Genomic DNA, 22,642 nt, shown 5'->3' with positions numbered 1-22,642 from the left:
CATGCCGGATGCAGCCAACCTCTACCTGTTCGTCATTGCCGCGGCATTGCTGCTGATCGTCCCCGGACCGAACATGGCGTTCGTCACAAGTCACGCCCTTGCCCATGGCTGGCGGGCCGGGGTGGCGGCCGCGCTGGGCATTTCGCTGGCAGATTTGATCATGACGCTGCTGGTCAGCGCAGGCATGGGTGCTGTCGTCATGAGTTGGGCTCCTGCTTTCGACTTGTTGCGGTTGGCGGGTGCGTGCTATCTGTTGTGGATGGCTTGGCAAGCGTTGACGGCGCCAACGGCTCAAAGCGCTGCCCCACTTCCGCTGGGCTCGACCCGCAAGGTATTCATTCGCGCCACGCTCAATAGCTTGTTGAACCCCAAGGCCCTGCTGTTCTTCATGGTGTTCCTGCCGCAATTCGTCACGGTCGGCAACGCAAGCGTAGTCGTCCAGCTTTCGGTGCTGGGCATGCTGCTCGCCTTGATTGCCCTGGTTTTTCACTGCGTGCTCGCCCTTTGTGCCGCAACGCTGCGTAAACGGTTGAATGGCGGTCCGGCGTTGAGAAGGTGGGGCAGCTATGGCTTCGCGGGCATGATGACGGCACTGGCCGCACGACTGTTATTTCTTGAGCGACCCCTATGATCTTCCTTCTACACCCCGGCAAAACAGGTATCAGCTTCAACCTACTGGCACTATGAAAGCCCCTACCTGATCCACCCCCGCGAACACGGAGTTCCGCCCTTCACATGAGCAATGCCTACCGTACATTCTTCGCAACCCCAGGCGTCGTGGCGCTGATCGTGGCCGGCTCGATGGCCAGGCTTCCGCAAGCCATGGTCGGAATGGGCCTGATTGCCATGCTCGCACAGGAAACGGGCCGCTACTGGGTCGCAGGGGCGGTAGCGGGCACTTATACCCTGACCAGCGCCATACTCGGGCCGAAGATCTCGAAGCTGGTGGATCAGCGCGGCCAGCGCAAGGTGCTGGCGCCGATCGCGGCGTTCAGCATTGGCATGCTGCTGGCCCTGATCGGTGCCGTGTACTGGCATGCGCCGTTGCCGGTGCTGTTCGTGCTGGCAGCCATGGCGGGTGTGCTTCCCCATTTCGGGGCGATGATCCGCGCGCGCTGGGCCTATCTGTTTCGCGGAAAGCCGCAGCTGCACGCCGCGTATTCCCTGGATACGGTGCTGGTGGAATTCACCTTCATCGTCGGCCCGCCGCTGTCCATCGCTTTGAGCAGCGGTCTGTTTCCTCAAGCCGGACCTTTGGTGGCCGCCGTGCTGCTGGCCGTCGGCGTGGTCGCCTTCCTGCGCCAGCACGAAACCGAGCCACCGCCGATACCGGCCGTCAAAGGCCACTCCAGCTCTCCCCTGCGCATTCCGGCCTTGCGGATCATCGTCGTGGCGATGCTGGCGCTGGGCGTGCTCGGCGGATCGGTCGACGTGGCGGTGGTCGCTTTTGCCAAGGAGGCCGGCTGGGCGGCCGCTGCCAGCTTCGTCCTGGCAGGCTTCGCGGCCGGGTCGATGGTCGCCGGGATCACCTTCGGAGCGGTCAGGAGTGGGCTACCGTTCGAAACCCAATTGCTGATTGGTGCGGTATTCACCGCCGTGGCGACGACGCTGCCGATCTTTGCGCCCAATGTGTACTGGCTCACCGGCTTGCTGTTCATCACCGGCATGTCGTTCGCGCCGACGCTGATCGTGGTGATGAACATCGGCACGAAAATCCTGCCGCCCGGAAAGATCACTGAAGGGCTGACCTGGTTGAGTACAGGCGTCAGTGTCGGCATTGCAATGGGCGGCGCGATCGCCGGCCTGGTCATCGACCACTTCGGTACCCGTGCCGGATTCGGCGTCGCCATCGGCGCCGGCTTGCTGATGCTCACCGCCGTGCTGACAGGCCTGCGCACGCTGCAGGCAAGTTCGGCGAGCGAGACGATCGTTCCTGGCTGACACGCCCCTGTCACATCCCCACGCTTACATAGCCCTTTCTCTTTCACAGGGCTATGTCATGAGCATGTTCGACCTTAAGCGCCGTCGCCTCGTCCAGGCCGTGGGTGCGGGTTTTCTGCTGCCGGGGCTGGCGCCAGCGGTGATCGCCTCGGTCAAGGACCGTCCCCAACTCACCGATGGCGTACAGTCCGGGGACCTGTTGGGCGACAAGGCAATGGTCTGGAGCCGGTGCGACCGCCCGGCGCGAATGGTGGTGGAGTGGGATACGCGCAGCATGTTCACCAACCCGCGCCGACTGGTCTCGCCATTGGCCGACGCTGGCACCGACTTTACCGCACGAGTCGAGCTCAATGGCTTGCCGGTGGATCAGGCGATCTTCTATCGGGTGCAGTTCGAGGACGCGCAGACCGGCGTCAGCAGCGAGCCGTGGTTCGGTCATCTGCGCAGCGAGCCTTCCCAGCGTCGTGACATCCGTTTCGTGTGGAGCGGCGACACCGTGGGTCAGGGCTTTGGCATCAATCCGGAAATTGGCGGCATGCGTATCTACGAAGCCATGCGCCTGCGCTTGCCAGATTTCTTCATCCACAGCGGCGACACCATTTACGCCGACGGGCCGGTGCCGGCCACGGTGACCACGGAAAATGGCCGCGTGTGGCGCAACATCACCACCGAAGCCAAGAGCAAGGTGGCCGAGACTCTGGATGAGTACCGCGGCAACTACCGCTACAACCTGATGGATGAAAACGTGCGCCGGTTCAACGCCGAGGTGCCGCAGATCTGGCAATGGGACGACCACGAGGTGACCAACAACTGGTCGCCCAGCAAGCAGCTCGACGAGCGTTACCAGAACCGCGACATTCACCACCTGGTGGGCAACGCCCGTCAGGCGTGGCTCGAGTACGCCCCCATGCGCCTGCAGCGGGCCGACAACGGCGGGCGTATATACCGCAAGCTCAGCTACGGGCCGATGCTGGACATTTTCGTGTTGGATATGCGCAGCTACCGTAGCGGCAACGATGACAACCTGGCGCCCACGCCCGAAGCCCGCACGGCGTTTCTCGGGCAGGCGCAACTGGACTGGCTCAAGTCCGGGCTCAAGGGGTCGCAGGCGCAGTGGAAAGTCATCGCCGCCGACATGCCCATCGGTCTGGGTGTTCCAGATGGAGAAGTCAGCCCAGGCGTTGGCCGCTGGGAGGCGATCGCCAACGGCGATGACGGCGCTGCCAAGGGTCGCGAGCTGGAAATCGCCGAGCTGCTGGGTTTTCTGCGCCAGCAAAAAATCGCCAACACCGTCTGGCTCACGGCCGATGTGCATTACTGCGCAGCCCACCACTACCATCCCGATCGCGCTGCGTTTCAGGACTTCGAACCGTTCTGGGAGTTCGTCGCCGGACCGTTGAATGCCGGCAGCTTCGGGCCCAATCCGCTGGATGCCACGTTCGGTCCGCAAGTGGTTTTCCAGAAAGCGCCGCCTGCGCAGAACACTTCGCCGTTCGCGGGCTTCCAGTTTTTCGGCGAAGTGCAGATCGAGGGCTTGAGCGGGGAAATGACCGTGCAACTGCGCGACCTGGACGGCGTGGTGGTGTTCGAAAAGAAACTGCAGCCGGCCTGATCGATTGCACCGCAAGCGCCATGGCAGACGGCTTGCGGTGCCATGGCTCAGCCAACGAGGCCCGGCAGCACCAGGCTCGCGCCCAACCCGATGAGCGCGGTGCCGATCACGCGATCGACGAGGCGTTGTTTCTCCAGCATCCGCCGCCGCAATGGCCCGGACGAAAAGAACAGCGCCACGATGCTGAACCACACCCAGTGCGAGAACGACATGAACAAACCGTAGGCAAAGTTCGTCGTCATCGAACTGCCTGCCTGCACGACCTGACTGTAGGTCGCCACCACGAACAGCATCGTCTTGGGATTGAGCGCATTGGTGAAAAAGCCCATTCGGAAAGCGCTCCACAGAGACGGTGTCGCACCCTCGACGGTATCCAGCGCCAACTTTGACGTGTTGAGCAATGAGCGCAGCCCAAGGTAAATGAGATAACCGGCACCCAGCCATTTCATGGCCATGAACAACAGGGGCGATTGCGTGATGATCACGGCAATACCGAACACGGTGTAGAAAACATGCACCTGTACACCGCAGGCAATGCCCAATGCCGCGATCAGTCCACTGCGCCGCCCATAGGCATAACTGTTGCGCGTGACCATGGCGAAGTCGGGGCCTGGGCTGATGACAGCCAATACGGTAATCAGGGCTACTGCCAGTAATTCGTTCATGACCACATTCCGTCAGCGTTTCTTGAAAGTAACGACCAGTACATCGCGGTGGGCAGGTCGATCGGGGTGTATCGGGATGATGGCGCTGACACCGTGCCGGACCTGTGCGTCATTGAGCAGGGCAGCTTCCAGCTCATGGATCATCGAATGCCTGGCCAGCAGCCGCTGGTCGTTATCGTAGATGGACGTTTCCCCCTCCACGACATTGACCCTGTTGACCATCAGCATGAATACAAAGTCGACGCCGTCCCGGTGCACACCTTCGGGCGTGGGAGAGGCGGCCCCCGCGGACGCATCGATGCGGAACTGATGAACTTCGATATGCCATGCGCAGTGTGGCGCCAGCACGTTGAAGCAGGCGCAACACAGATCCATCACCGCCGAAAACACCAGGCCTTCGCAGAGCTCGGTCGGGATCGGGGCAAAGTGCCGGACAATGCCGCCATTGAGTGGGTTGTGCACAGTGGTCTGGTAATGCGGTTGGTGAGGACAGGGTTGCCAGTGGCGACTGCCCTGCTCGGTGAAGAAGGTGGCGTAACGCCGGAAGCGATAGGTACCACCGTCGCCCATGAACGCGTCCTGGTCCAGATGACCCCATGAGAGCCGGAAGTCTTCCCAGCCCTGGACGAAGCCGGGTACGGCACTGTTCAGCAAGGCTGCGACCATGGGCGGTTGCAGAAAAACAAACCCATTGCGGTTTACGGTATCGCAGACTTCGGCGATCAGTGGCGTATAAAGCTGGGGAGCAAGATTGCCAATGGGCACTGCACGCTTATGAATATTGTCCATGGATTTTCTCCATTTTATTGGTCAGGTCGCCAGAATCCTCGGCAACGAGCGCCATCATGGAGTTTTGCCTGGGCTGAAAAAAACGATTTATAGTCATCGAAACCTGTGAGATTTCGTTGCCCGTATGAGCCTCCCGCCCCTCGCTTCCTTCCGTTTTTTCAACGCTGCCGCGCAAACGCAGAGTTTCATCAAGGCCGCAGAGCAACTGCACGTCACTCATGGCGCTGTGAGCCGCCAGATTCGCTCGCTTGAAGAGGCATTGGGCGTGGAGCTGTTCGATCGACGGAATCGTGCGGTGTTTCTCAACCATGCCGGACGTCTGCTGCATGAGGTGACCCAACCGATGTTCGAGCAGCTGGAACAGGCGGTTCGTCAGGTACAGCAGAAAGCCGGCGAAGACATTCTGGTGTTGTCCTGCGAGCCGACCATCGCAATGAAATGGCTGATTCCACGCCTGCCCGCCTTCAACAAGGCGCACCCGGACATCCAGATTCAATTGCTGGCAGCGGGCGGACCGATCGATTTCTCTCGGTGTAGCGCAGACCTGGCCATCCGACGCGACGATTTCCACTGGGATGACACCGTGCACAGCAGCGCACTGTGTCCGGAATGGGTGGGCCCGGTGTGCGCGCCCAGTCTGGCAGGGCCGGCTGGACGATTGAGCGGCGTGCACCTGCTTCGCAGTCGAACACGACCCGCGGCCTGGGAGCAGTGGTTGCGTCTGGTGCAGAAAGTGGCCTGCGATGTCACGACCATCGATTACGAGCACTTCTACTTGTGCGTTCAGGCGGCCACCGCAGGCCTGGGCGTGAGCATGGCGTCTATGATGATGGTGGAAGAAGAGCTCGCCTCGGGCCAACTGGTCGCACCCTTCGGCTTTGTACGCGACGGGTCCGGGTATTTCCTGCTGTCGGCGCGGTCGACCGAAGAAAGCCGGAAATGCAGGGTTTTTCGTCAGTGGCTGGAGCTCCAGGCGCAGGCATCGGTGGCCCATGGGCTTGAAGGCGCATCTGCCACCCCCCTCTGATCCGGTCTCGTCTCGTGCAGCAGGAATTAACCACCGCCTCGTCCACCTTGCGCTACGCTTTGTCTTATAACGCCCACCGAGGCTGGTTGGGTGTTCCGCTGTTCCATCAGCCTGGCGACTACGAAAGCGCCAGCAAGCGTGCGAGGGGCGAACGTGAAAAACCTAGGCGATATTCTGCAAATCAAGAACTTGACCGAAAAGCTCCAGGGCATCCTTCCATCGACGGCTGCAAAGGGCTACCTGCAGGGGGCCGACGCCTTCGACAAGGGCCGTCCGGACTACCCCAAGGAGCTCGACAACTGGCTGCGCGAGACGATTCAGATCAAGCCGCACAGCAAATGGGACCCACCCCACACAACGGTACTCGACCTGGGGTCTGGCACCGGCAAGTTCATTCCGCGACTGCTCGAGGCCGGCGCCGAAGTGTTCGCCGTCGAGCCTGTTGCGGCGATGCGCGCACAGCTGGAACACAACTGGGCCGACAACCCCTACGTGAAGGTCCTCGAAGGAGCTGCCGAGGAAATTCCCCTCAAAAGTGGGTCGGTGGACGCCGTGGTCTGTGCCCACTCCTTCCATTGGTTCGCCAATGCCGCCAGCATGGCGGAAATCTACCGCGTGCTGAAACCCAGAGGACGCTTGGGGATGATCTGGAACCTGCGCGACACCAGCCACGATTGGGTGCGCCAGATCGCGGACATCGTGAGCGATGTGGCCGCAGACAGCCCACGGTTCTATACCCAGAAATGGCGGGAAGCATTTCCTCACAGCGGATTCACGCCCCTGGTGGAAAAGCGGTTCACCCATACGTACACCGGTACGCCAGAGGACGTCATCCTCAACCGGGTACGCTCGATCAGCTTCATTTCTGCCCTTGCCCCAGAGCAGCAGGAACCGATCTTCCAGAAAGTGCGCGAAATCATCGCTACACATCCGGATCTCAAGGACAAGCAGGAAATCACCGTGCCCTACAACACGGTGGCCTTTCACACTGTCAGATTTCTCTAGCGCCCATAGCGAGCGGCCGGGGCCGGTCAGTGCACCGGCGTCAGCCCGCTTTCCTCAATTGCCAGCCGGGCCGCCGGGGTGCTCAAGTACTGCAGCAACGCCGCGGCCTCTTCAGGGTGAGCGCTGGTACGTGTAACGCCACCTGAATACAGCGTCATCTTCTGCACCGCATCGGGAATCAGACCGACGATGTCGATACCTGGTACCGCCTTGAGCTCGCTCAACTGCTGGAACCCCAATTGCACATCGCCCCGAGCGACGGCCGCCCCTACTGGCTCGTTGTCGACCAGGCTGCTTTTATCGCGAAGCTGCTCGGTGAGCTTCATGCGCGGGAACAGTAGATGTGACAGGTACAGGCCACTGGTACTGTTGGAATAGGCCAGCGAACGGGCGTCCAGCAGCGTCTTGCGAAAGGCGTCGACACTGCCGATGTCAGGCTTGGCCTCGCCCTGGCGTACCGCCATGGCAATGAACGACTTGCCGACATCCACCCGTGGCTCGCGCTGCACTTCACCCAATTGAATGAGTTTGTTCAGGGCCGCGTCTTCGGTAAGCACCAGGTCCGCACGCTCGCCGCGCTCCAGTCGACTGGAGATCGCCATGGGGTTGTCGCCGATGGCCGGCGAAGGCAACACCGTGACTTTGACCCCAGTGGCCTTTTCATATTCGACGACGATGGTCTGCATGGCGCTGACCACACCACCGGAGCCGAGCAACGACAGCTGAACCGGTGGGGGCGCTTTCTGCGCGTGGGCGGCGCTGGAGCCGAGTAATACACAAGCCAGCAGAGCGCTGGTGAGCCGTTTGGTCATGACAATATGATCCTGAAACTGAAGATGAAGCCTGGCCGATGACTGGCCAGAGGCGAAGCGAACGAGTGCGGTGAAGGTCAACCGCCTCGCGAGGAATGATCAGTTTACGCGTAATCGGCCAAAAGCCAGGATCAGGTTGCCATTTAAAAAGGTGTTCTCGGGCAATTGCAACTTGGCGAAACAATTTCTCCGGACAGTCGAGCGCCTATCCCGACAATGCGTCGCACGATGCATTGGCAGGATCTGTGGGGTAACTGTCATTTACCCACGCAAGCTCCGGACCGATCATGCCTGCTCCAGACTGGAGTGAACGTATGCCCAACGCCCTGCCCCCCGAACTGCAGATTTTCGACCGCCCCTTGCAGGTGGTCATCCTGCTGTATCCCGGTATCGAGATCCTCGACTTCGCAGGACCTTACGAGGTGTTCAGTGTCGCCACGCGCATCGCCTTGCGCGACGGCCTCAGTGCTCATCCACCGTTTCTCGTCAGTACAGTCGCGGCCAGTCGCGAGCTGCTTACTGCGCGCTACGACCTACGGGTGCAGCCCGATGCGCAGTTCGATGACGAACTGCCTTGCGACGTTCTGATAGTACCGGGTGGTGTGATCGATCAGCCCGTAAACGATCCGCAGACCCTGGCTTGGGTGCGCCGGATGGCATCGTCGACAGGCTTGCTGACGTCGGTGTGCAGCGGGGCGTTGATTCTGGCCAAGGCTGGCCTGCTGCAAGGACACAGCGTGACCACCCATTGGGCCGACATCCAGGAGCTCCGTGAAAGCTACCCGGACCTGGACGTGCAGGAAAATGTGCCCTATGTCGACGCCGGCAGCCTGGTCACCAGTGCCGGGATTTCCGCCGGTATCGACATGAGCCTGCATCTGGTGGCGAGGCTGCTGGGCGGTGACGCAGCGCGCATCACCGCGCGCCAGATGCAGTACGAGTGGCGCGACCTGCCAGGCTAGGAACGATCCGCCTTGTCGGCCCGGAACATCTGGCGGATGCCACGTACGGCCTGGCGTATGCGATCCTGGTTTTCGATCAGGGCAAAGCGCACGTGATCATCGCCATAGTCACCGAACCCGATGCCCGGCGAGACGCAGACCTTGGCTTCGGCCAACAGCTTCTTGGCGAATTCGAGCGAACCAAGATGGGCGTAGTCCTCGGGAATCTTCGCCCAGACGTACATCGAAGCCTTGGGGTTTTCCACCATCCAACCCAGCTCGTGAAGACCTTTGACCAGCACGTTGCGACGCTGGCGGTACTGTTCGGCGATGTCTTTCACACACTGCTGATCGCCTTCGAGTGCGGCGATGGCCGCCACCTGCAGGGGTGTGAACGTGCCGTAGTCGTGATAGCTCTTGATCCGGGCCAGAGCGTTGACCAGCTCGGGATTGCCGACCATGAAGCCGATTCGCCATCCTGCCATGTTGTAACTTTTGGACAGCGTGAAGAACTCGACGGCGATGTCCTTGGCGCCCGGTACCTGCATGATCGAAGGCGCCTTCCAGCCGTCGTAGACGATGTCGGCGTAGGCCAGGTCGTGCACCACCAAAACGTCGTAGCGCTTGGCGAGTGCCACCACCCGCTCGAAGAAATCCAGTTCCACGCATTGCGCGGTCGGGTTGGAAGGAAAGCCCAGGATCATCATCTTCGGCTTGGGAATGGACTCGCGGATCGCCCGCTCCAGCTCATTGAAGAAATCCACACCGGGCACCAGCGGCACCGAGCGTACCTGGGCACCGGCGATCACAGCACCATAGATGTGAATAGGGTAGCTGGGGTTGGGCACCAGAACGGTATCACCCTGGTCGAGGGTCGCCAGCATCAGGTGGGCCAGGCCCTCCTTCGAACCAATGGTGACGATGGCTTCGTCTTCAGGGTCGATATCGACCTGATAGCGGTCCTTGTACCAGCGCGAGATCGCCCGGCGCAGCCGCGGGATGCCACGGGAAGTGGAGTAGCCATGGGTGTCTTCGCGCTGGGCAACGGTCACCAGTTTGTCGACGATGTGGGGCGGCGTGGCGCCGTCGGGATTACCCATGCTCAGGTCGATGATGTCTTCGCCGCGCCGACGCGCAGCCATCTTCAATTCGGCAGTGATGTTGAACACATAAGGGGGGAGACGATCGATGCGCGCAAAGCGGCGCGGGCGAACAGGTTCGGCCATGATTTCCTCGGAGACGTAAGCGCCCGGAACCGTCCGAGCGACGTTGGCCACTGCGGTGGCCAGGTCGAACGATAATCGGGCCGATGCGGGGCTGTAAAGCGGAATATGCGGCGAGCCCTTCGCGGGCAGAGCCCGGTTCCACAAGAGTCCCTGTGGGAGCGGGCTCTGCCCGCGAAGGCCGCACCACTGACCCAACCTCTGCCCAAAAAAAGCCCCGGATCTATTCGGTCCGGGGCGTTTTTATCGCTGCAGCGAAATCAGTGCGCGTAAGTCAGCAACAACTCACTGGGCACCTTGAAATCCAGCGACATCATCACGCTCAAGGCAGTGATGGTGAAGATCGAGAACACGAACAGCTTGCGCGCCCAGACTCGATCATCAACCGCCTTGTAGCCCGTCCAGGCCATGTACAACCAGTACATGCCCATGGCCGCCGCCACTGCCAGATAGCTCATCCCGGCATAGCCACCCAGGGTCAGCATCAGCGTCGCCAACAGGAAAGCCAGGATGTAGAGCAGGATGTGCTTCTTGGCCACCACGATACCGCGCTTCACCGGCAACACTGGAATCGAAGCTGCCAGATAATCATTGAAGCGGAAGATCGCGATGGCATACGAATGAGGCATCTGCCACAGGCTGAACATCACCAGCAGCGTCAACGCCGCCAGATCGAAACTGTTGCTGACTGCCACGTAACCGATCACCGGAGGCATGGCACCGGACAGACTGCCGACCAACGTACCATGCACCGACTTGCGCTTCAGGTAGAGGCTATAGAACCCCACATAGATCACGAAGCCGATCAGACCGCACAACGCCGCCAGAGGGTTGGCCAATGCGTACAGCATGACCATCCCGGCGACCCCGAGCAGCGTTGCGAAGATCAATGCGACCTTCACCGAAATCTGCCCCTGGACCAATGCGCGGTTCTTGGTGCGCTCCATCTTCACGTCGATGTCGCGGTCGATGCAGTTGTTGAATGCACAGCCCGATGCCACCACCAGCGATGTACCGATCACTGTAGCCAGAAACAGCCCAATGTCGACATGCCCTTGAGAGGCCAGGAAGAACCCACCTGCCACGGAAAGCACGTTACCGAAAATGATCCCCGGTTTGGTGATTTGGATAAAGTGCTTAACGGACATGCCGGGTTCCTTACTTCGCCATCATGAAGTGATGGATGCTGAACATGATCCACAGCGACAGACCGACCAGGAACGCAATGATCAGCGCCGAGAAGACGAAGGCGATCACGTTCCAGCGCTGTTCGGACGTGCGGTCCAGGTGCAGGAAGTAAACCAGGTGAACCAGCACTTGGACCACTGCGAAGATCAGCACGATCCACAGCGTGGCTTCCTTGGACAGGGTCGGGAACATCACCAGACCGAACGGAATCGCGGTCAGGATGACCGACAGTACGAAACCGATCATGTACGACTTGTAGCTACCGTGGCTGCTACCGGCCGAAGTGGTATGAGGGTTTGCCATTTACAGAGCTCCCATCAGATAGACGACGGTGAACACGCAGATCCAGACCACGTCCAGGAAGTGCCAGAACAGGCTCAGGCAGCTCATGCGCGTGTTGTTGGTTGCGGTCAGGCCTTTGGATTTGATCTGGGCGATCAGCACCGCCATCCAGATCAAGCCGCTGGTCACGTGCAGGCCGTGGGTGCCTACCAGGGTGAAGAACCCGGTCAGGAAGCCGCTGCGCTGCGGGCCGAAGCCCTCTTCGATCAGCTTGTGGAACTCGTAGATCTCCATCGCGATGAAGCCTGCACCCAGCAGGAACGTGACGAACAACCACTTCATCACGCCGCTTTTGTCGTTGCTGTGCAGCGCCAGCATGGCGAAGCCATACGTGATGGAGCTGAACAGCAGCAGTGCAGTCTCGGCTGCCACGAAGGGCAGCTCGAAGATGTCGTGGCCCGACGGGCCACCGGCGACGTTGTTAACCAGTACTGCGTAGGCGGCGAAGATCGACGCGAACAGGATGCAGTCGGTCATCAGGTAGATCCAGAAACCAAAGACAGTCATGCCCCCGGAATCGTGATGATCGTGATCGTCGTGACCGTGCTCGTGTTGGTGAGCCACTTCCGCGTTTAAGGTTGCGTTAGACATTGTTTAAGCCTTCTCCACCGTGGAGTTCAGACGAGAATCAACTCGTGCAGCGTTTGCCAGGCGAGCCATGCGTTCACCTTCGATACGAGCGACTTCTTCAGCCGGTACGTAGTAGTCGATGTCGTCGTCATAGCTGCGCACGATCAGGGTGATGACCATGCCGGCCAGGCCGATCGCAGCCGCCCACCAGATATGCCAGATGGCGGCGAAGCCCAGGATCAGACCGAAGAACGACATCAGCACGCCCATACCGGTGTTGCGCGGCATGTGAATCTGCTTGTAGTCCGCGGCGTTGGCAGTGGCTTCACCACGCTCTTTCATGCCCCAGTAAGCGTCCAGGTCGGAAACCACTGGCTGCTCGGCGAAGTTGTAGAACGGTGGTGGCGACGAAGTCGACCACTCCAGGGTACGGCCATCCCATGGGTCGCCCGAAACGTCCTGATTCTTGTGACGATCGCGGATCGATACATAGAGTTGCAGCAGCTGGAAGAAGATACCGGCGGCGACGAACAGTGCACCGACGAAAGCCACGTATAGCCAAGGCGTCCACTCTGGGTTGTCGGTGTGGTTCAGGCGACGGGTCATGCCCATGAAGCCCAGCACGTACAACGGCATGAACGCCAGGTAGAAACCGACCAGCCAGCACCAGAACGAGTACTTGCCCAGACGCTCGTTGAGCTTGAAGCCAAACGCTTTCGGGAACCAGAAGGCGAAGCCGGCCAGGTAACCGAATACCGCACCACCGATGATCACGTTGTGGAAGTGAGCGATCAGGAACAGGCTGTTGTGCAGGACGAAGTCAGCACCCGGTACCGCCAGCAGTACGCCGGTCATGCCGCCGATGCTGAAGGTCACGATGAAACCGATGGTCCACAACATCGGAGAGGTGAACTCGATGCGGCCACGGTACATGGTGAACAGCCAGGTGAAGATCTTCACACCGGTCGGAATTGCAATGACCATTGTCATGATGCCGAAGAAGGCGTTGACGTTGGCCCCCGAACCCATGGTGAAAAAGTGGTGCAGCCAGACCACGAACGACAGCACGGTAATGGCGATCGTTGCCCATACCAGGGAGACGTAGCCGAACAGACGCTTTTTACAGAACGTCGAGGTTACTTCCGAGAACACACCGAAGGCCGGCAGGATCAGGATGTAAACCTCGGGGTGACCCCAGGCCCAGAACAGGTTGACGTACATCATCGGGTTCCCACCAAGCTCGTTGGTGAAGAAGTGGAAGCCCAAGTAGCGGTCAAGGGTCAGCATGAACAGTACAGCGGTGAGGATCGGGAACGAAGCAGCGATCAGGACCGCGGTGCACAGGCAGTTCCAGGTGAACACCGGCATTTTCATCAGCGTCATGCCAGGCGCACGCATCTTCAGGATGGTGACGATGAAGTTGACGCCTGTGAGCAAGGTACCCAAGCCGGATATCTGCAGTGCCCAGATGTAGTAATCGACACCTACCCCCGGACTGTATTGCAACCCCGCCAACGGTGGATACGCCACCCAGCCGGTCTTGGCGAACTCGCCGACACCCAGAGAGATGTTGACCAACAGCACGCCGACCACGAACAGCCAGAAGCTGACCGAGTTCAGGAACGGGAAAGCCACGTCGCGAGCGCCGATCTGCAGCGGCACGACAATGTTCATCAGACCGATCATGAATGGCATGGCCATGAAGATGATCATGATCACACCGTGAGCGGTGAAGATCTGGTCGTAATGTTCCGGTGGCAGGAAGCCGGTGGAACCGCCCGTGGCGACCGCAAGCTGCGAGCGCATCATGATGGCGTCGGCAAAGCCGCGCAGCAGCATGACCATGGCAACGGCGATGTACATCACGCCGATTTTCTTGTGGTCAACCGACGTGAACCACTCGGTCCACAGGTACGTCCACTTCTTGTAGTAGGTGATCAGACCGAACACCACCGCCCCGAGCACCGCAACGACGGCGAGTGTCACCATCACTATCGGCTCGTGGAAGGGCACCGCTTCCAGACTAAGTTTACCGAACATCTTTTACTCCTCTGCCCCAGCAGCTGAATTCTTGCCCATGTCCATCCCTTCGTTCGAGGCTTGCTTCCCCTCGTGGCTGACGCCTTTACCTGGGTTCATGCCTTCATACTTGTCGATGATGGTCTGGAACAGGTTCGGGACGTACGAGGAATACAGCTCGACCGGATTTTTCTCGCTAGGTTTGGCCAGCGCTTCGTAGGTAGCTGCATCGAGCTGCTTAGGCGCGCTCTTCACTTCACTGACCCATGCATCGAAATCAGCCTGGGTCGTAGCGACTGCTTTGAATTTCATGCCGGTGAAGCCTGCACCGCTGTAGTTCGCGGAGATGCCGTCGAACTCGCCGTTTTCATTGGCGATCAGGTGCAACTGCGTCTGCATGCCGGCCATTGCGTAGATCTGGCCGCCCAGCTGCGGAATGAAGAACGAGTTCATGACCGAGTCGGAGGTGATGCGGAAGTTGACCGGTACGTTGGCCGGGAAGACGATCTTGTTGACTGTGGCAATGCCTTGTTCCGGATAGATGAACAACCATTTCCAGTCCATCGCAACGACCTGGATGGTGACCGGCTTGTGCTCGGAATCCAGCGGACGGTACGGATCCAGGTGATGAGTCGACACGTAGGTCACGTAGCCCAGCGCGATGATGATCAGCAGCGGGATGCCCCACACCACCAGTTCGATCTTGGTGGAGTGCGCCCATTCAGGCGTGTATGTGGCTTCCTTGTTGGAGGCACGGTACTTCCAGGCGAACGCAAGCGCCATGACGATGACCGGGATCACCACCAGCAACATCAGCCCGGTGGCGATGTAGATCAGGTTGCGTTCGTCGATGCCCACCTGCCCTTTCGAGTCGATCAGGGTCCATTTGCACCCGCCGAGAAAAAGCATGCCTAAAAAGGGCAGTATGCCAAACAGTCTGGGGTAACGCTTTTTACTCATCTCACGACCTCTAGAGCAGCTTGCTTCAATGCAATTGTGTTTTGGTAGCCAACACTTCAACCTGCCAAGCGCCAGCATTTATATCGGGATTGAATACGGACATGCCAGGCTCGCAGTTGCTGCGGGGTGACAAGACCGGTCTGGAACGGTGCAGCTGTCATGACTTGTGCAACCCAGAGGATTGCAGACTCTTTCCCTTGAGTGCACGGACCACTCAAGGGTTCAGCCAAGCCGTACCAACGGTATGAAAAAGTGCCTGCCAATGGTGCAAAAGCGCCACCGACCTGCCCTTTTTGAGGCACTGACCTGCTGAAATTTCCGCGATTGTAGTGAGCCCTTTACCCATTGACTACGACTAATCCAGCAACAGGTATTTCCAAATTATGCAACAATCCGACGCACTTTCAAAGCCTTGCGACACGATGTCGCACCCCTGAAAACCCTTGCGAAGGCCCGTATTTTAGGGGCTTTCGCGAAATCGCCGACGACGGGTTGTCGCATCTTCGCCGTTACACGCCGAAGGCGGAATCGACTTCCGGCACGAATAATGACGAGGCCGACACCCCTGGCGCCATCAGGCGCGTGTTCGATTGCGGTAGATGCCCACGGGTACAAGGATAGCCGTCATCACAAAAGCCACCAGCGCCCATTGCGCCAGCGACAGGCCAAGCACCGGTGGGTAAGGTGTCGAGCAGAAACCCTGGACCTGAAACACGCTGGGCATCAGATCGGCCAGGGGCAACCCGTCGACGATCGGTTGCAGCGTGTCGAGGCCGCAACTGACCGAGGGATTGGCCAATACCCATGCATGACGCCCGGCCGCAGCAATGCCGCCCACGGCGCTGAGCACTACCAACCCTTCGCATACCGTCACACCGGTACGGCCGCGCATCGCCGCGCCGATGAAGGCGAACAGGGCAATGAAAAGCAAGGCATAGCGTTGCAGGATGCACAATGGGCAAGGCGCCTCGCCCAACACGATCTGCATGTACAGCGCCCCACCGATCAAGGCCAGGCAGATCACGCCCAGCAATACCAGGAAACGTCGCTCGCGGTTCAGGCGCAGGTTGACTTCATTCATTGCAGCTTTCCCTTTACAGGTCAGTACGGGCAGGTTTTTAGATGGGCGCCAGTCTACACGCTGGGTTGCCAAGTGGACTGTAGGAAAACTCTGGAAATACGGTGTAACCAGAAATTTCTGCCGATCCGCACACAGTATGGCGCGCGTGATTAAACCGACGTTAAGCCAGGCGTGGCAGCCAGCATGGCGATCTCGTTAAAGCCTGCGCGTGTCGAGTCGATACATAGGCAACGCACTCCTTTGGCGGGTCGTTCGCCGCCCCGCATCGGCTCCATCAAGAAGGTTCACATGGCAACCCAGAACGCCCGCGCAGATTCCCTTTCGTTGCTGTTGTTCACCTTGCGCAGCGGCAAGTTGATGGCCATCAACCTGCTCAAGGTCAGCGAGATCATCCCCTGCCCTGCCCTGACCCGACTCCCCGAAGCACACCCCCACGTCAAAGGGGTGGCAACCCTGCGGGGCCAGGCGTTGTCCGTCATCGACCTGAGCCGGGCGATCGGTGAGCAACCCTTGCTCGATCCGTCCGGCGGGTGCCTGATCGTCACGGACGTCAGTCGCTCCAAGCAGGGCCTGCACGTTCAGGCCGTCAGCCGCATAGTGCATTGCCTGAGTACCGATATCCGTCCGCCACCCTACGGCTCGGGTACCAAGTCGTTCATCACCGGGGTGACCCAGGTGGACGGTGCGCTGGTGCAGGTACTGGACATCGAGAAAGTCATCCATGGCATTGCCCCGGCGCGCCTGCAGGGCGAACCCCAGCGCTTGAGCGACGCCGATGCCCGCTGCCTGGCCAACGCCAACATCCTGGTTGTGGACGACAGCCACGTGGCGTTGCAGCAGTCGCTCATCACCTTGCGCACCCTGGGCATCGAATGTCGGACGGCGCGCAGCGCCCGCGAGGCGATCGACTGCCTGTTGGAACTGCAGGGCACCGAGGCGCAGATCAATGTGCTGGTATCGGATATCGAGATGTCGGAAATGGACGGCTACGCGCTGACCCGCACTTTGCGAGAAACACCAGACTTCAAGGATCTGTACGTTCTGCTGCACACCTCGCTGGACAGTACGATGAACAGCGAGAAGGCTCGGCTGGCCGGCGCCAATGCCGTGCTGACGAAATTCTCCTCCCCCGAACTGACCGGCTGCCTGATCACCGCAGCGCGTTTCGTCGCCGAACAGGCGCGCTGAGTTCGCTGCGGCATAAAGGTACCTGCGCCTCAACGCAGTCAGGTCAGCGGTGCACCCAGGCATAATGGGTGCCCGTTTACACCGCTGAGGCTCCCTGACCATGAAAACCTACCTGACCCTTTTGCTCGCGCTCGGCGGCGCCACCACTCAAGCGATGGCGTCGACCGACCAAGCCTGGGCGGAACACGACAAACGCGTCGCGAGCAGCTGCTTGAAAGCCACCACATTGAAACAGGCCCGGGTGGCCAGCGCGCCTGCCGAATTCGAAGACCGCGTGGGTTACACCGCAGTGCTCATCCAAGGCCGTTATCCACAGGCGCACATGAAGAATCAGCCTGGCGCCGAGCTGTGTCTGTACCATAAGCAAAGCCGCAAGGCATTCGTCACTCAGTGGGATTCGGTACAGGGCAAATAACGTCAAAGCAGAATGAATGCATAGAGGATGCTGACAAACGGCATGCTGCCGGCTTTCTCGTCGAGTGCTTCCAGCGCTGCGAACTTGAGCATGAATGAAACAACCACCAGCACCCTGATCCATTGCTGGCGTGTCGATAACACCAACAGCATGCCCAAGGCGAGGGCCAGTTGAAAGGCGCAGCACTTGATCGCCGCCGGCAACGTGCTGACGTACAGCAAGGCCAGCATTACGGGGATCAGACTCGCCAGCAGCAATCCTTTGCCATACTTCACACAGTCCATAACGATCACTGGCCTTCCTTCATTTATCGACTTGTTGTAAGGAAAGAAGTCTCTGGTGATCAACTGGGCAGTTCCATAGGTCTATTCAGCACACCTTGTAGGAAAAACCCGACGGGGCTAACGGTTAAACGCCTCTGGATCTGAGCGATTTTTTCCTAGGCGAACCGCAATAGCCCCATGGGCGTCGGCTGCCTAGGGCCGACCACCCACAGGCCTGGGCTTGGCAAGGCAGCGCGACTAAGGTCAAACTGCCCGATCTTCCCCCCTGCCGGTGTCCGATCCGCATGCGCATAGCCATCCGCCCCCTGCTCGTGGCAGGTCTGCTGCTCGTCGTCGTGGTCGTCGCGGCATGGCTGTTCAAGCGCACCTCACCCACCCAGCCAACACCGGCCCAGCCCATCCCGGTGCGGGTGGTCAGCGTGGTGCAGGCCGATGTTCCGCGTTACCTCACCGGCATCGGTTCGGTGCTTTCATTGCACAGCGTGACCGTGCGCGCGCAGGTCGACGGTATTCTTGACCAGGTCGCGGTGAAAGAAGGCCAATGGGTGAACAAAGGGGATGCGCTCGCCAGCATCGACGATCGCGCCATTCGCGCCAGCCTGGCTCAAGCTCAGGCGCAAGCCAGTCAGAGCCAGGCGCAGTTGCAAGTGGCAGGGATCAACCTGCGCCGGTACAAGGACCTGAGCCGTGACAATGGTATTTCCCGCCAGGTGCTCGACGAACAGCAAGCCCTGTTCGACCAGCTCACCGCAACCCTGCAAGGCAACAAGGCCGCCATCGCTGCGGCGCAAGTGCAGTTGTCCTATACCCAGATTCGTTCGCCGGTGACCGGTCGGGTCGGGATTCGACGCGTGGATCCCGGCAATTTCCTGCGCGTCAGTGATGCCGAAGGCTTGTTCACGGTGACTCAGATCGACCCCATCGCTGTCGAGTTCTCGCTGCCGCAGCAGGAACTGGCCACCCTGCAGTCGCTGCTGGACAAGCCGCAGCCAGCGGTGGTGCGCGCGTACATAAATGGCGACACCGAGACGGGCACGCAGGTCGGTGAAGGCCACCTCACCCTGCTCGACAACCAGATTGCGGCAAACACCGGTACCATTCGCGCCAAGGCCGAATTTCATAACGGCAAACACACTTTGTGGCCAGGTCAGCTGGTGAGTGTCGGATTGCAGGTCGGGGTCGAGCGCAATGCCCTGGTGGTGCCATTGGCCGTGGTCCAGCGCGGGATCGACGGCCATTACGTCTACCGTGTGACTGACGCCAAGGTCGAGCAGGTTCCGGTGCAGGTGCTTTACCAGAACTCCACGCAGAGCCTGATAGAAGGCGTGGCGGCTGGTGACGTGCTGGTCAGTGACGGGCAGTCAAGATTGAGGCCAGGCGCTCCAGTACAGCTTGTCGAGCCGGCGACGGGCAACGCAGCGACCGCGCCATGAGCACCGGGCGCTCGGTCAGCGCCTGGTGCATCGACCACCCGGTGGCCACCGTTCTGCTGACCTTTGCCCTGGTGTTGCTCGGTGGCCTGGCCTTTACCCGGCTGGCAATTGCGCCGCTGCCCGAAGCGGATTTCCCGACCATTCAGGTGAACGCTCAATTGCCCGGCGCCAGTCCGCAGACCATGGCGTCTTCGGTCGCCACGCCTCTGGAAGTGCAGTTCAGTGCCATCCCCGGCATGACCCAGATGACCTCCAGCAGCGCGCTGGGCTCGACCAATCTGATCCTGCAATTCAGCCTCAGCAAAAGCATCGACACCGCCGCGCAAGAAGTCCAGGCAGCGATCAATACCGCGGCCGGACGTCTACCGCAGGACATGCCCAACCTGCCAACCTGGCGCAAGGTCAACCCGGGGGACAGCCCGGTGCTGATCCTCAGCGTGAGCTCGGCGCAAATGCCCACCCATGTGTTGAGTGACTACACCGAAACGCTGCTGGCTCGGCAACTGAGCCAGATCGAGGGCGTCGGCCAGGTCTACATCACTGGCCAGCAACGCCCGGCGATTCGTGTGCAGGCGGCTCCCGAGCGCCTGGCTGCGTTGGAGCTGACCTTGGCCGACCTGCGCGGCGCCATCCAGCAGACCAGCTTGAACCTGGCCAAGGGCGCTCTGTACGGTGACACCAGCGTGTCGACACTGGCCACCAACGATCAACTGTTCGAAGCCGATGAATACGCGCAGCTGGTGGTGGCCTACCGTGACGGTGCGCCGGTGCAGCTCAAGGATGTCGCCACGGTGATCCAGGGCGCGGAGAATGCCTACGTGCAATCCTGGTCCGGTGATCAACCGGGGTTGAACCTGACGATTTTCCGCCAGCCGGGCGCGAATATCGTCGACACCGTCGACCGCATTCTCGCCGCCATGCCACGCCTGCAGGAGATGCTGCCGGCGACCGTGGACGTCACCGTGCTCAACGACCGCACCCAGACCATTCGGGCTTCCCTGCACGAAGTCGAGCTGACGCTGCTGATCGCCGTGTTGCTGGTCGTGGCGGTCATGGCCCTGTTCCTGCGCCAGCTGTCAGCCACGCTGATCGTGTCGAGCGTGCTGGGTGTGTCTCTGGTCGCGACATTCGCCGCCATGTACCTGATGGGTTTCAGCCTGAACAATCTGACGCTGGTGGCGATCGTGATCAGCGTCGGCTTCGTGGTCGACGACGCGATCGTCGTGGTGGAGAACATCCATCGCCATCTGGAAGCCGGCGATGGCATGCGCGAAGCGGCGATCAAGGGTGCCAGTGAAATCAGCTTCACGGTGGTGTCGATCAGTTTTTCGCTGATTGCCGCCTTCATTCCGCTGTTGTTCATGGGGGGCGTGGTCGGGCGGCTGTTCAAGGAGTTTGCCTTGACGGCGACCTCGACCATTCTGATTTCGGTCGTGGTTTCCCTGACCCTGGCACCGACCTTGTGCGCGCTGTTCATGCGCCGACCCGCGCACGCCACGCGCGCCGATTTCGGTGCGCGTCTGCTGGACTGGTATGACAAGGGGCTGATACGCGCGCTGGCGCACCAGCGTATCACCCTGGCCGTGTTCGCCCTGACCGTGGGCCTTTCAGTCGCAGGCTACGTGCTCATCCCGAAAGGGTTCTTCCCGGTGCAGGACACCGGTTTCGTGCTGGGTACGACCGAGGCGGCGGCGGACATTTCCTATAAGGACATGCAGGAAAAACACCTCGCTCTGGCCCGCATCGTCGGCGCAGATCCGGCGGTCCGGGCTTATTCCCACGCTGTCGGCGTGACAGGCAGCAACCAGACCATTGCCACCGGACGATTCTGGATCGGCTTGAAGAACCAAGGCGAGCGAGACGTGTCGGCCAGCGAGTTCATCGACCGCCTGCGGCCGCAACTGGCGCAGGTCCCGGGCGTGGTGCTGTACCTGCGCGCCGGGCAGGACATCAACCTCAGCGCCGGCCCCAGCCGTAGTCAGTACCAATACGTGCTCAAGAGCAATGACGGGCCCACCCTGAACCTGTGGACCCAGCGTCTGACCGAGCGGCTGCGGGCCAATCCGGCCTTCCGCGACCTGTCCAACGACTTGCAGTTGGGTGGCAGCGTGACGCAGATCAGCATCGATCGCGTGGCCGCAGCGCGTTTCGGCCTGACCACCAGCGACATCGATCAGGCGCTGTACGATGCGTTCGGTCAGCGCCAGATCAACGAATTCCAGACCGAGACCAATCAGTACAAGGTCATTCTGGAGCTCAAGGCGGATCAGCGCGGCAAGGCCCAGAGCCTGCAGTACTTCTATCTGCGCTCGGCGCTGAGCGGTGAAATGGTACCGCTCTCGGCCGTCGCCCGAGTGGAGCCGCCCACTCAGGGCCCCTTGTCGATCAGTCACGACGGTCTGTTTCCGGCTGCCAACCTGTCTTTCAACCTGGCGCCAGGCGTTGCGTTGGGCGAAGCCGTGGCGCTGCTCGAACGCACGGAGGCGGAACTGGGCATGCCCGCTTCCATCACCGGCAGTTTCCAAGGCGCAGCCCAGGCCTTTCAAAGCTCGCTGGCCAGCCAACCCTGGCTGATTCTGGCCGCCCTGGTGGCGGTCTATATCATCCTGGGCGTGCTGTACGAAAGCTTCGTCCACCCCCTGACGATCATCTCGACCCTGCCTTCGGCCGGGCTCGGTGCCTTGTTGCTGCTATGGCTGTGGGGACAGGATTTCTCGATCATGGGTTTGATCGGCCTGGTCTTGCTGATCGGCATCGTCAAGAAGAACGGCATTCTGATGATCGACTTCGCCCTGCAGGCGCAACGCATCCAGGGACTGCCCCCGCACGAAGCGATACACAAAGCCTGCCTGACGCGATTTCGCCCGATCATCATGACCACCCTGGCTGCACTGCTGGGCGCGTTGCCGTTGATGTTCGGCTACGGCGCCGGTGCGGAATTGCGCCAGCCGCTGGGTATCGCGGTGGTGGGCGGCCTGCTCATCAGCCAGGTGCTGACGCTGTTCACCACCCCGGTGATCTATCTGCAACTGGAGCGGCTGTTTCACCGCACCGACGGTTCGCGGACACCCGCACTGCCTGCCAGCCACTGAACACTACCCATAAAAAAACGCCCGATACGCGGGCGTTCTTCTATTGCTCAAACCT

At 60.4% G+C, this 22,642-nt stretch carries 21 protein-coding genes; 10 read left to right on the top strand and 11 right to left on the bottom strand.

All coding sequences use genetic code 11. The features are described from left to right. The first annotated feature begins 1 nt into the window (after position 1). The 3 genes from BLV18_RS03575 to BLV18_RS03565 all read left to right on the top strand — a co-directional run bounded on the left by BLV18_RS03575 (position 2) and on the right by BLV18_RS03565 (position 3,553). Entirely contained in the window at positions 2-631 is a 630-nt protein-coding gene (locus BLV18_RS03575; protein WP_090356400.1) for a LysE family translocator, read from the top strand. Positions 632-735: 104 nt separating this feature from the next. Beyond that, entirely contained in the window at positions 736-1,941 is a 1,206-nt protein-coding gene (locus tag BLV18_RS03570) for an MFS transporter (RefSeq protein WP_090356398.1), read from the top strand. A gap of 58 nt (positions 1,942-1,999) precedes the next feature. Next, entirely contained in the window at positions 2,000-3,553 is a 1,554-nt protein-coding gene (locus BLV18_RS03565; protein ID WP_090356396.1) for an alkaline phosphatase D family protein, read from the top strand. 47 nt (positions 3,554-3,600) lie between these two features. On the opposite strand, the gene BLV18_RS03560 is transcribed toward BLV18_RS03565, so the two are convergent. Both BLV18_RS03560 and BLV18_RS03555 read right to left on the bottom strand, forming a co-directional pair. Continuing rightward, positions 3,601-4,218, bottom strand: coding sequence for a LysE family translocator (locus BLV18_RS03560; protein ID WP_056844975.1), 618 nt, complete (start codon positions 4,216-4,218; stop codon positions 3,601-3,603). 12 nt (positions 4,219-4,230) lie between these two features. Continuing rightward, positions 4,231-5,007, bottom strand: coding sequence for a 2OG-Fe dioxygenase family protein (locus BLV18_RS03555; RefSeq protein WP_090356394.1), 777 nt, complete (start codon positions 5,005-5,007; stop codon positions 4,231-4,233). A 124-nt stretch (positions 5,008-5,131) separates the two neighbouring features. Here BLV18_RS03555 and BLV18_RS03550 point away from each other — a divergent pair, with 124 nt between their 5' ends. After that, positions 5,132-6,034 carry a LysR substrate-binding domain-containing protein gene (locus tag BLV18_RS03550; RefSeq protein WP_090356392.1) on the top strand — a complete coding sequence of 301 codons (903 nt, stop codon included), beginning with the start codon at positions 5,132-5,134 and terminating at the stop codon, positions 6,032-6,034. A 153-nt stretch (positions 6,035-6,187) separates the two neighbouring features. After that, positions 6,188-7,039: a class I SAM-dependent methyltransferase gene (locus BLV18_RS03545; protein ID WP_341864566.1), complete on the top strand. Its 852-nt coding sequence runs from the start codon at positions 6,188-6,190 to the stop codon at positions 7,037-7,039. Positions 7,040-7,065: 26 nt separating this feature from the next. Here the strand turns inward: BLV18_RS03545 and BLV18_RS03540 are convergent, their stop codons facing one another. Beyond that, positions 7,066-7,851 carry a substrate-binding domain-containing protein gene (locus BLV18_RS03540; RefSeq protein ID WP_049861871.1) on the bottom strand — a complete coding sequence of 262 codons (786 nt, stop codon included), beginning with the start codon at positions 7,849-7,851 and terminating at the stop codon, positions 7,066-7,068. Positions 7,852-8,165: 314 nt separating this feature from the next. Here BLV18_RS03540 and BLV18_RS03535 point away from each other — a divergent pair, with 314 nt between their 5' ends. Continuing rightward, the gene (locus tag BLV18_RS03535; protein ID WP_090356389.1) at positions 8,166-8,813 is read left to right on the top strand and encodes a DJ-1/PfpI family protein; all 648 of its coding nucleotides are present in this window, start codon (positions 8,166-8,168) and stop codon (positions 8,811-8,813) included. On the opposite strand, the gene alaC is transcribed toward BLV18_RS03535, so the two are convergent. The 7 genes from alaC to BLV18_RS03500 all read right to left on the bottom strand — a co-directional run bounded on the left by alaC (position 8,810) and on the right by BLV18_RS03500 (position 16,175). After that, positions 8,810-10,018, bottom strand: a complete 1,209-nt coding sequence (gene alaC / locus BLV18_RS03530; RefSeq protein WP_056844972.1) for an alanine transaminase — start codon at positions 10,016-10,018, stop codon at positions 8,810-8,812. The two genes, BLV18_RS03535 and alaC, sit on opposite strands and share 4 nt — an antisense overlap. Positions 10,019-10,275: 257 nt before the next feature. Beyond that, positions 10,276-11,163 (bottom strand): heme o synthase, encoded by an 888-nt coding sequence (gene cyoE / locus BLV18_RS03525; protein WP_049861868.1) that lies wholly within the window; start codon positions 11,161-11,163, stop codon positions 10,276-10,278. Between the two features lie 10 nt (positions 11,164-11,173). Then, entirely contained in the window at positions 11,174-11,506 is a 333-nt protein-coding gene (cyoD, locus tag BLV18_RS03520; protein ID WP_049861867.1) for a cytochrome o ubiquinol oxidase subunit IV, read from the bottom strand. Then, complete coding sequence (locus BLV18_RS03515; RefSeq protein WP_049861866.1) at positions 11,507-12,136, bottom strand: cytochrome o ubiquinol oxidase subunit III; 630 nt, start codon at positions 12,134-12,136, stop codon at positions 11,507-11,509. It lies immediately after the preceding gene. A gap of 3 nt (positions 12,137-12,139) precedes the next feature. Continuing rightward, positions 12,140-14,155, bottom strand: coding sequence for a cytochrome o ubiquinol oxidase subunit I (gene cyoB, locus BLV18_RS03510; RefSeq protein ID WP_090356386.1), 2,016 nt, complete (start codon positions 14,153-14,155; stop codon positions 12,140-12,142). A gap of 3 nt (positions 14,156-14,158) precedes the next feature. Beyond that, complete coding sequence (gene cyoA, locus BLV18_RS03505; protein ID WP_049861864.1) at positions 14,159-15,094, bottom strand: ubiquinol oxidase subunit II; 936 nt, start codon at positions 15,092-15,094, stop codon at positions 14,159-14,161. Positions 15,095-15,668: 574 nt separating this feature from the next. Then, complete coding sequence (locus BLV18_RS03500) at positions 15,669-16,175, bottom strand: disulfide bond formation protein B (protein WP_049861863.1); 507 nt, start codon at positions 16,173-16,175, stop codon at positions 15,669-15,671. 288 nt (positions 16,176-16,463) lie between these two features. On the opposite strand from BLV18_RS03500, the gene BLV18_RS03495 reads away from it, so the two are divergent. Together BLV18_RS03495 and BLV18_RS03490 are read left to right on the top strand one after the other, a co-directional pair. Next, a complete protein-coding gene (locus BLV18_RS03495; protein ID WP_049861862.1) occupies positions 16,464-17,363 on the top strand; it encodes a chemotaxis protein in 900 nt (299 codons plus the stop codon). A gap of 100 nt (positions 17,364-17,463) precedes the next feature. After that, positions 17,464-17,778 (top strand): hypothetical protein, encoded by a 315-nt coding sequence (locus BLV18_RS03490; RefSeq protein WP_090356384.1) that lies wholly within the window; start codon positions 17,464-17,466, stop codon positions 17,776-17,778. Positions 17,779-17,780: 2 nt separating this feature from the next. Here BLV18_RS03490 and BLV18_RS03485 read toward each other — a convergent pair whose 3' ends face one another. Beyond that, positions 17,781-18,071, bottom strand: a complete 291-nt coding sequence (locus BLV18_RS03485; protein ID WP_139211004.1) for a hypothetical protein — start codon at positions 18,069-18,071, stop codon at positions 17,781-17,783. A gap of 275 nt (positions 18,072-18,346) precedes the next feature. Here BLV18_RS03485 and BLV18_RS03480 point away from each other — a divergent pair, with 275 nt between their 5' ends. Together BLV18_RS03480 and BLV18_RS03475 are read left to right on the top strand one after the other, a co-directional pair. Beyond that, positions 18,347-19,495 (top strand): efflux RND transporter periplasmic adaptor subunit, encoded by a 1,149-nt coding sequence (locus BLV18_RS03480; protein ID WP_090356380.1) that lies wholly within the window; start codon positions 18,347-18,349, stop codon positions 19,493-19,495. Continuing rightward, positions 19,492-22,587: a multidrug efflux RND transporter permease subunit gene (locus BLV18_RS03475; RefSeq protein WP_090356377.1), complete on the top strand. Its 3,096-nt coding sequence runs from the start codon at positions 19,492-19,494 to the stop codon at positions 22,585-22,587. The genes BLV18_RS03480 and BLV18_RS03475 overlap by 4 nt, the downstream gene beginning before the upstream one ends. Positions 22,588-22,642 lie beyond the last annotated feature (55 nt).

The organism is Pseudomonas coleopterorum (genome assembly GCF_900105555.1).
Classification (GTDB): Bacteria; Pseudomonadota; Gammaproteobacteria; order Pseudomonadales; family Pseudomonadaceae; genus Aquipseudomonas; species Aquipseudomonas coleopterorum.
This window is presented reverse-complemented; position numbering and strand designations above follow the sequence as displayed.

Excerpts from the sequence above, each read along its gene's own strand:
- BLV18_RS03575 (WP_090356400.1), top strand. The coding sequence starts at position 2 with ATGCCGGATGCAGCCAACCTCTACCTGTTCGTCATTGCCGCGGCATTG.
- BLV18_RS03570 (WP_090356398.1), top strand. The coding sequence starts at position 736 with ATGAGCAATGCCTACCGTACATTCTTCGCAACCCCAGGCGTCGTGGCG.
- BLV18_RS03565 (WP_090356396.1), top strand. The coding sequence starts at position 2,000 with ATGAGCATGTTCGACCTTAAGCGCCGTCGCCTCGTCCAGGCCGTGGGT.
- BLV18_RS03560 (WP_056844975.1), bottom strand. The coding sequence starts at position 4,218 with ATGAACGAATTACTGGCAGTAGCCCTGATTACCGTATTGGCTGTCATC.
- BLV18_RS03555 (WP_090356394.1), bottom strand. The coding sequence starts at position 5,007 with ATGGACAATATTCATAAGCGTGCAGTGCCCATTGGCAATCTTGCTCCC.
- BLV18_RS03550 (WP_090356392.1), top strand. The coding sequence starts at position 5,132 with ATGAGCCTCCCGCCCCTCGCTTCCTTCCGTTTTTTCAACGCTGCCGCG.
- BLV18_RS03540 (WP_049861871.1), bottom strand. The coding sequence starts at position 7,851 with ATGACCAAACGGCTCACCAGCGCTCTGCTGGCTTGTGTATTACTCGGC.
- BLV18_RS03535 (WP_090356389.1), top strand. The coding sequence starts at position 8,166 with ATGCCCAACGCCCTGCCCCCCGAACTGCAGATTTTCGACCGCCCCTTG.
- alaC (WP_056844972.1), bottom strand. The coding sequence starts at position 10,018 with ATGGCCGAACCTGTTCGCCCGCGCCGCTTTGCGCGCATCGATCGTCTC.
- cyoE (WP_049861868.1), bottom strand. The coding sequence starts at position 11,163 with ATGTCCGTTAAGCACTTTATCCAAATCACCAAACCGGGGATCATTTTC.
- cyoD (WP_049861867.1), bottom strand. The coding sequence starts at position 11,506 with ATGGCAAACCCTCATACCACTTCGGCCGGTAGCAGCCACGGTAGCTAC.
- BLV18_RS03515 (WP_049861866.1), bottom strand. The coding sequence starts at position 12,136 with ATGTCTAACGCAACCTTAAACGCGGAAGTGGCTCACCAACACGAGCAC.
- cyoB (WP_090356386.1), bottom strand. The coding sequence starts at position 14,155 with ATGTTCGGTAAACTTAGTCTGGAAGCGGTGCCCTTCCACGAGCCGATA.
- cyoA (WP_049861864.1), bottom strand. The coding sequence starts at position 15,094 with ATGAGTAAAAAGCGTTACCCCAGACTGTTTGGCATACTGCCCTTTTTA.
- BLV18_RS03500 (WP_049861863.1), bottom strand. The coding sequence starts at position 16,175 with ATGAATGAAGTCAACCTGCGCCTGAACCGCGAGCGACGTTTCCTGGTA.
- BLV18_RS03495 (WP_049861862.1), top strand. The coding sequence starts at position 16,464 with ATGGCAACCCAGAACGCCCGCGCAGATTCCCTTTCGTTGCTGTTGTTC.
- BLV18_RS03490 (WP_090356384.1), top strand. The coding sequence starts at position 17,464 with ATGAAAACCTACCTGACCCTTTTGCTCGCGCTCGGCGGCGCCACCACT.
- BLV18_RS03480 (WP_090356380.1), top strand. The coding sequence starts at position 18,347 with ATGCGCATAGCCATCCGCCCCCTGCTCGTGGCAGGTCTGCTGCTCGTC.
- BLV18_RS03475 (WP_090356377.1), top strand. The coding sequence starts at position 19,492 with ATGAGCACCGGGCGCTCGGTCAGCGCCTGGTGCATCGACCACCCGGTG.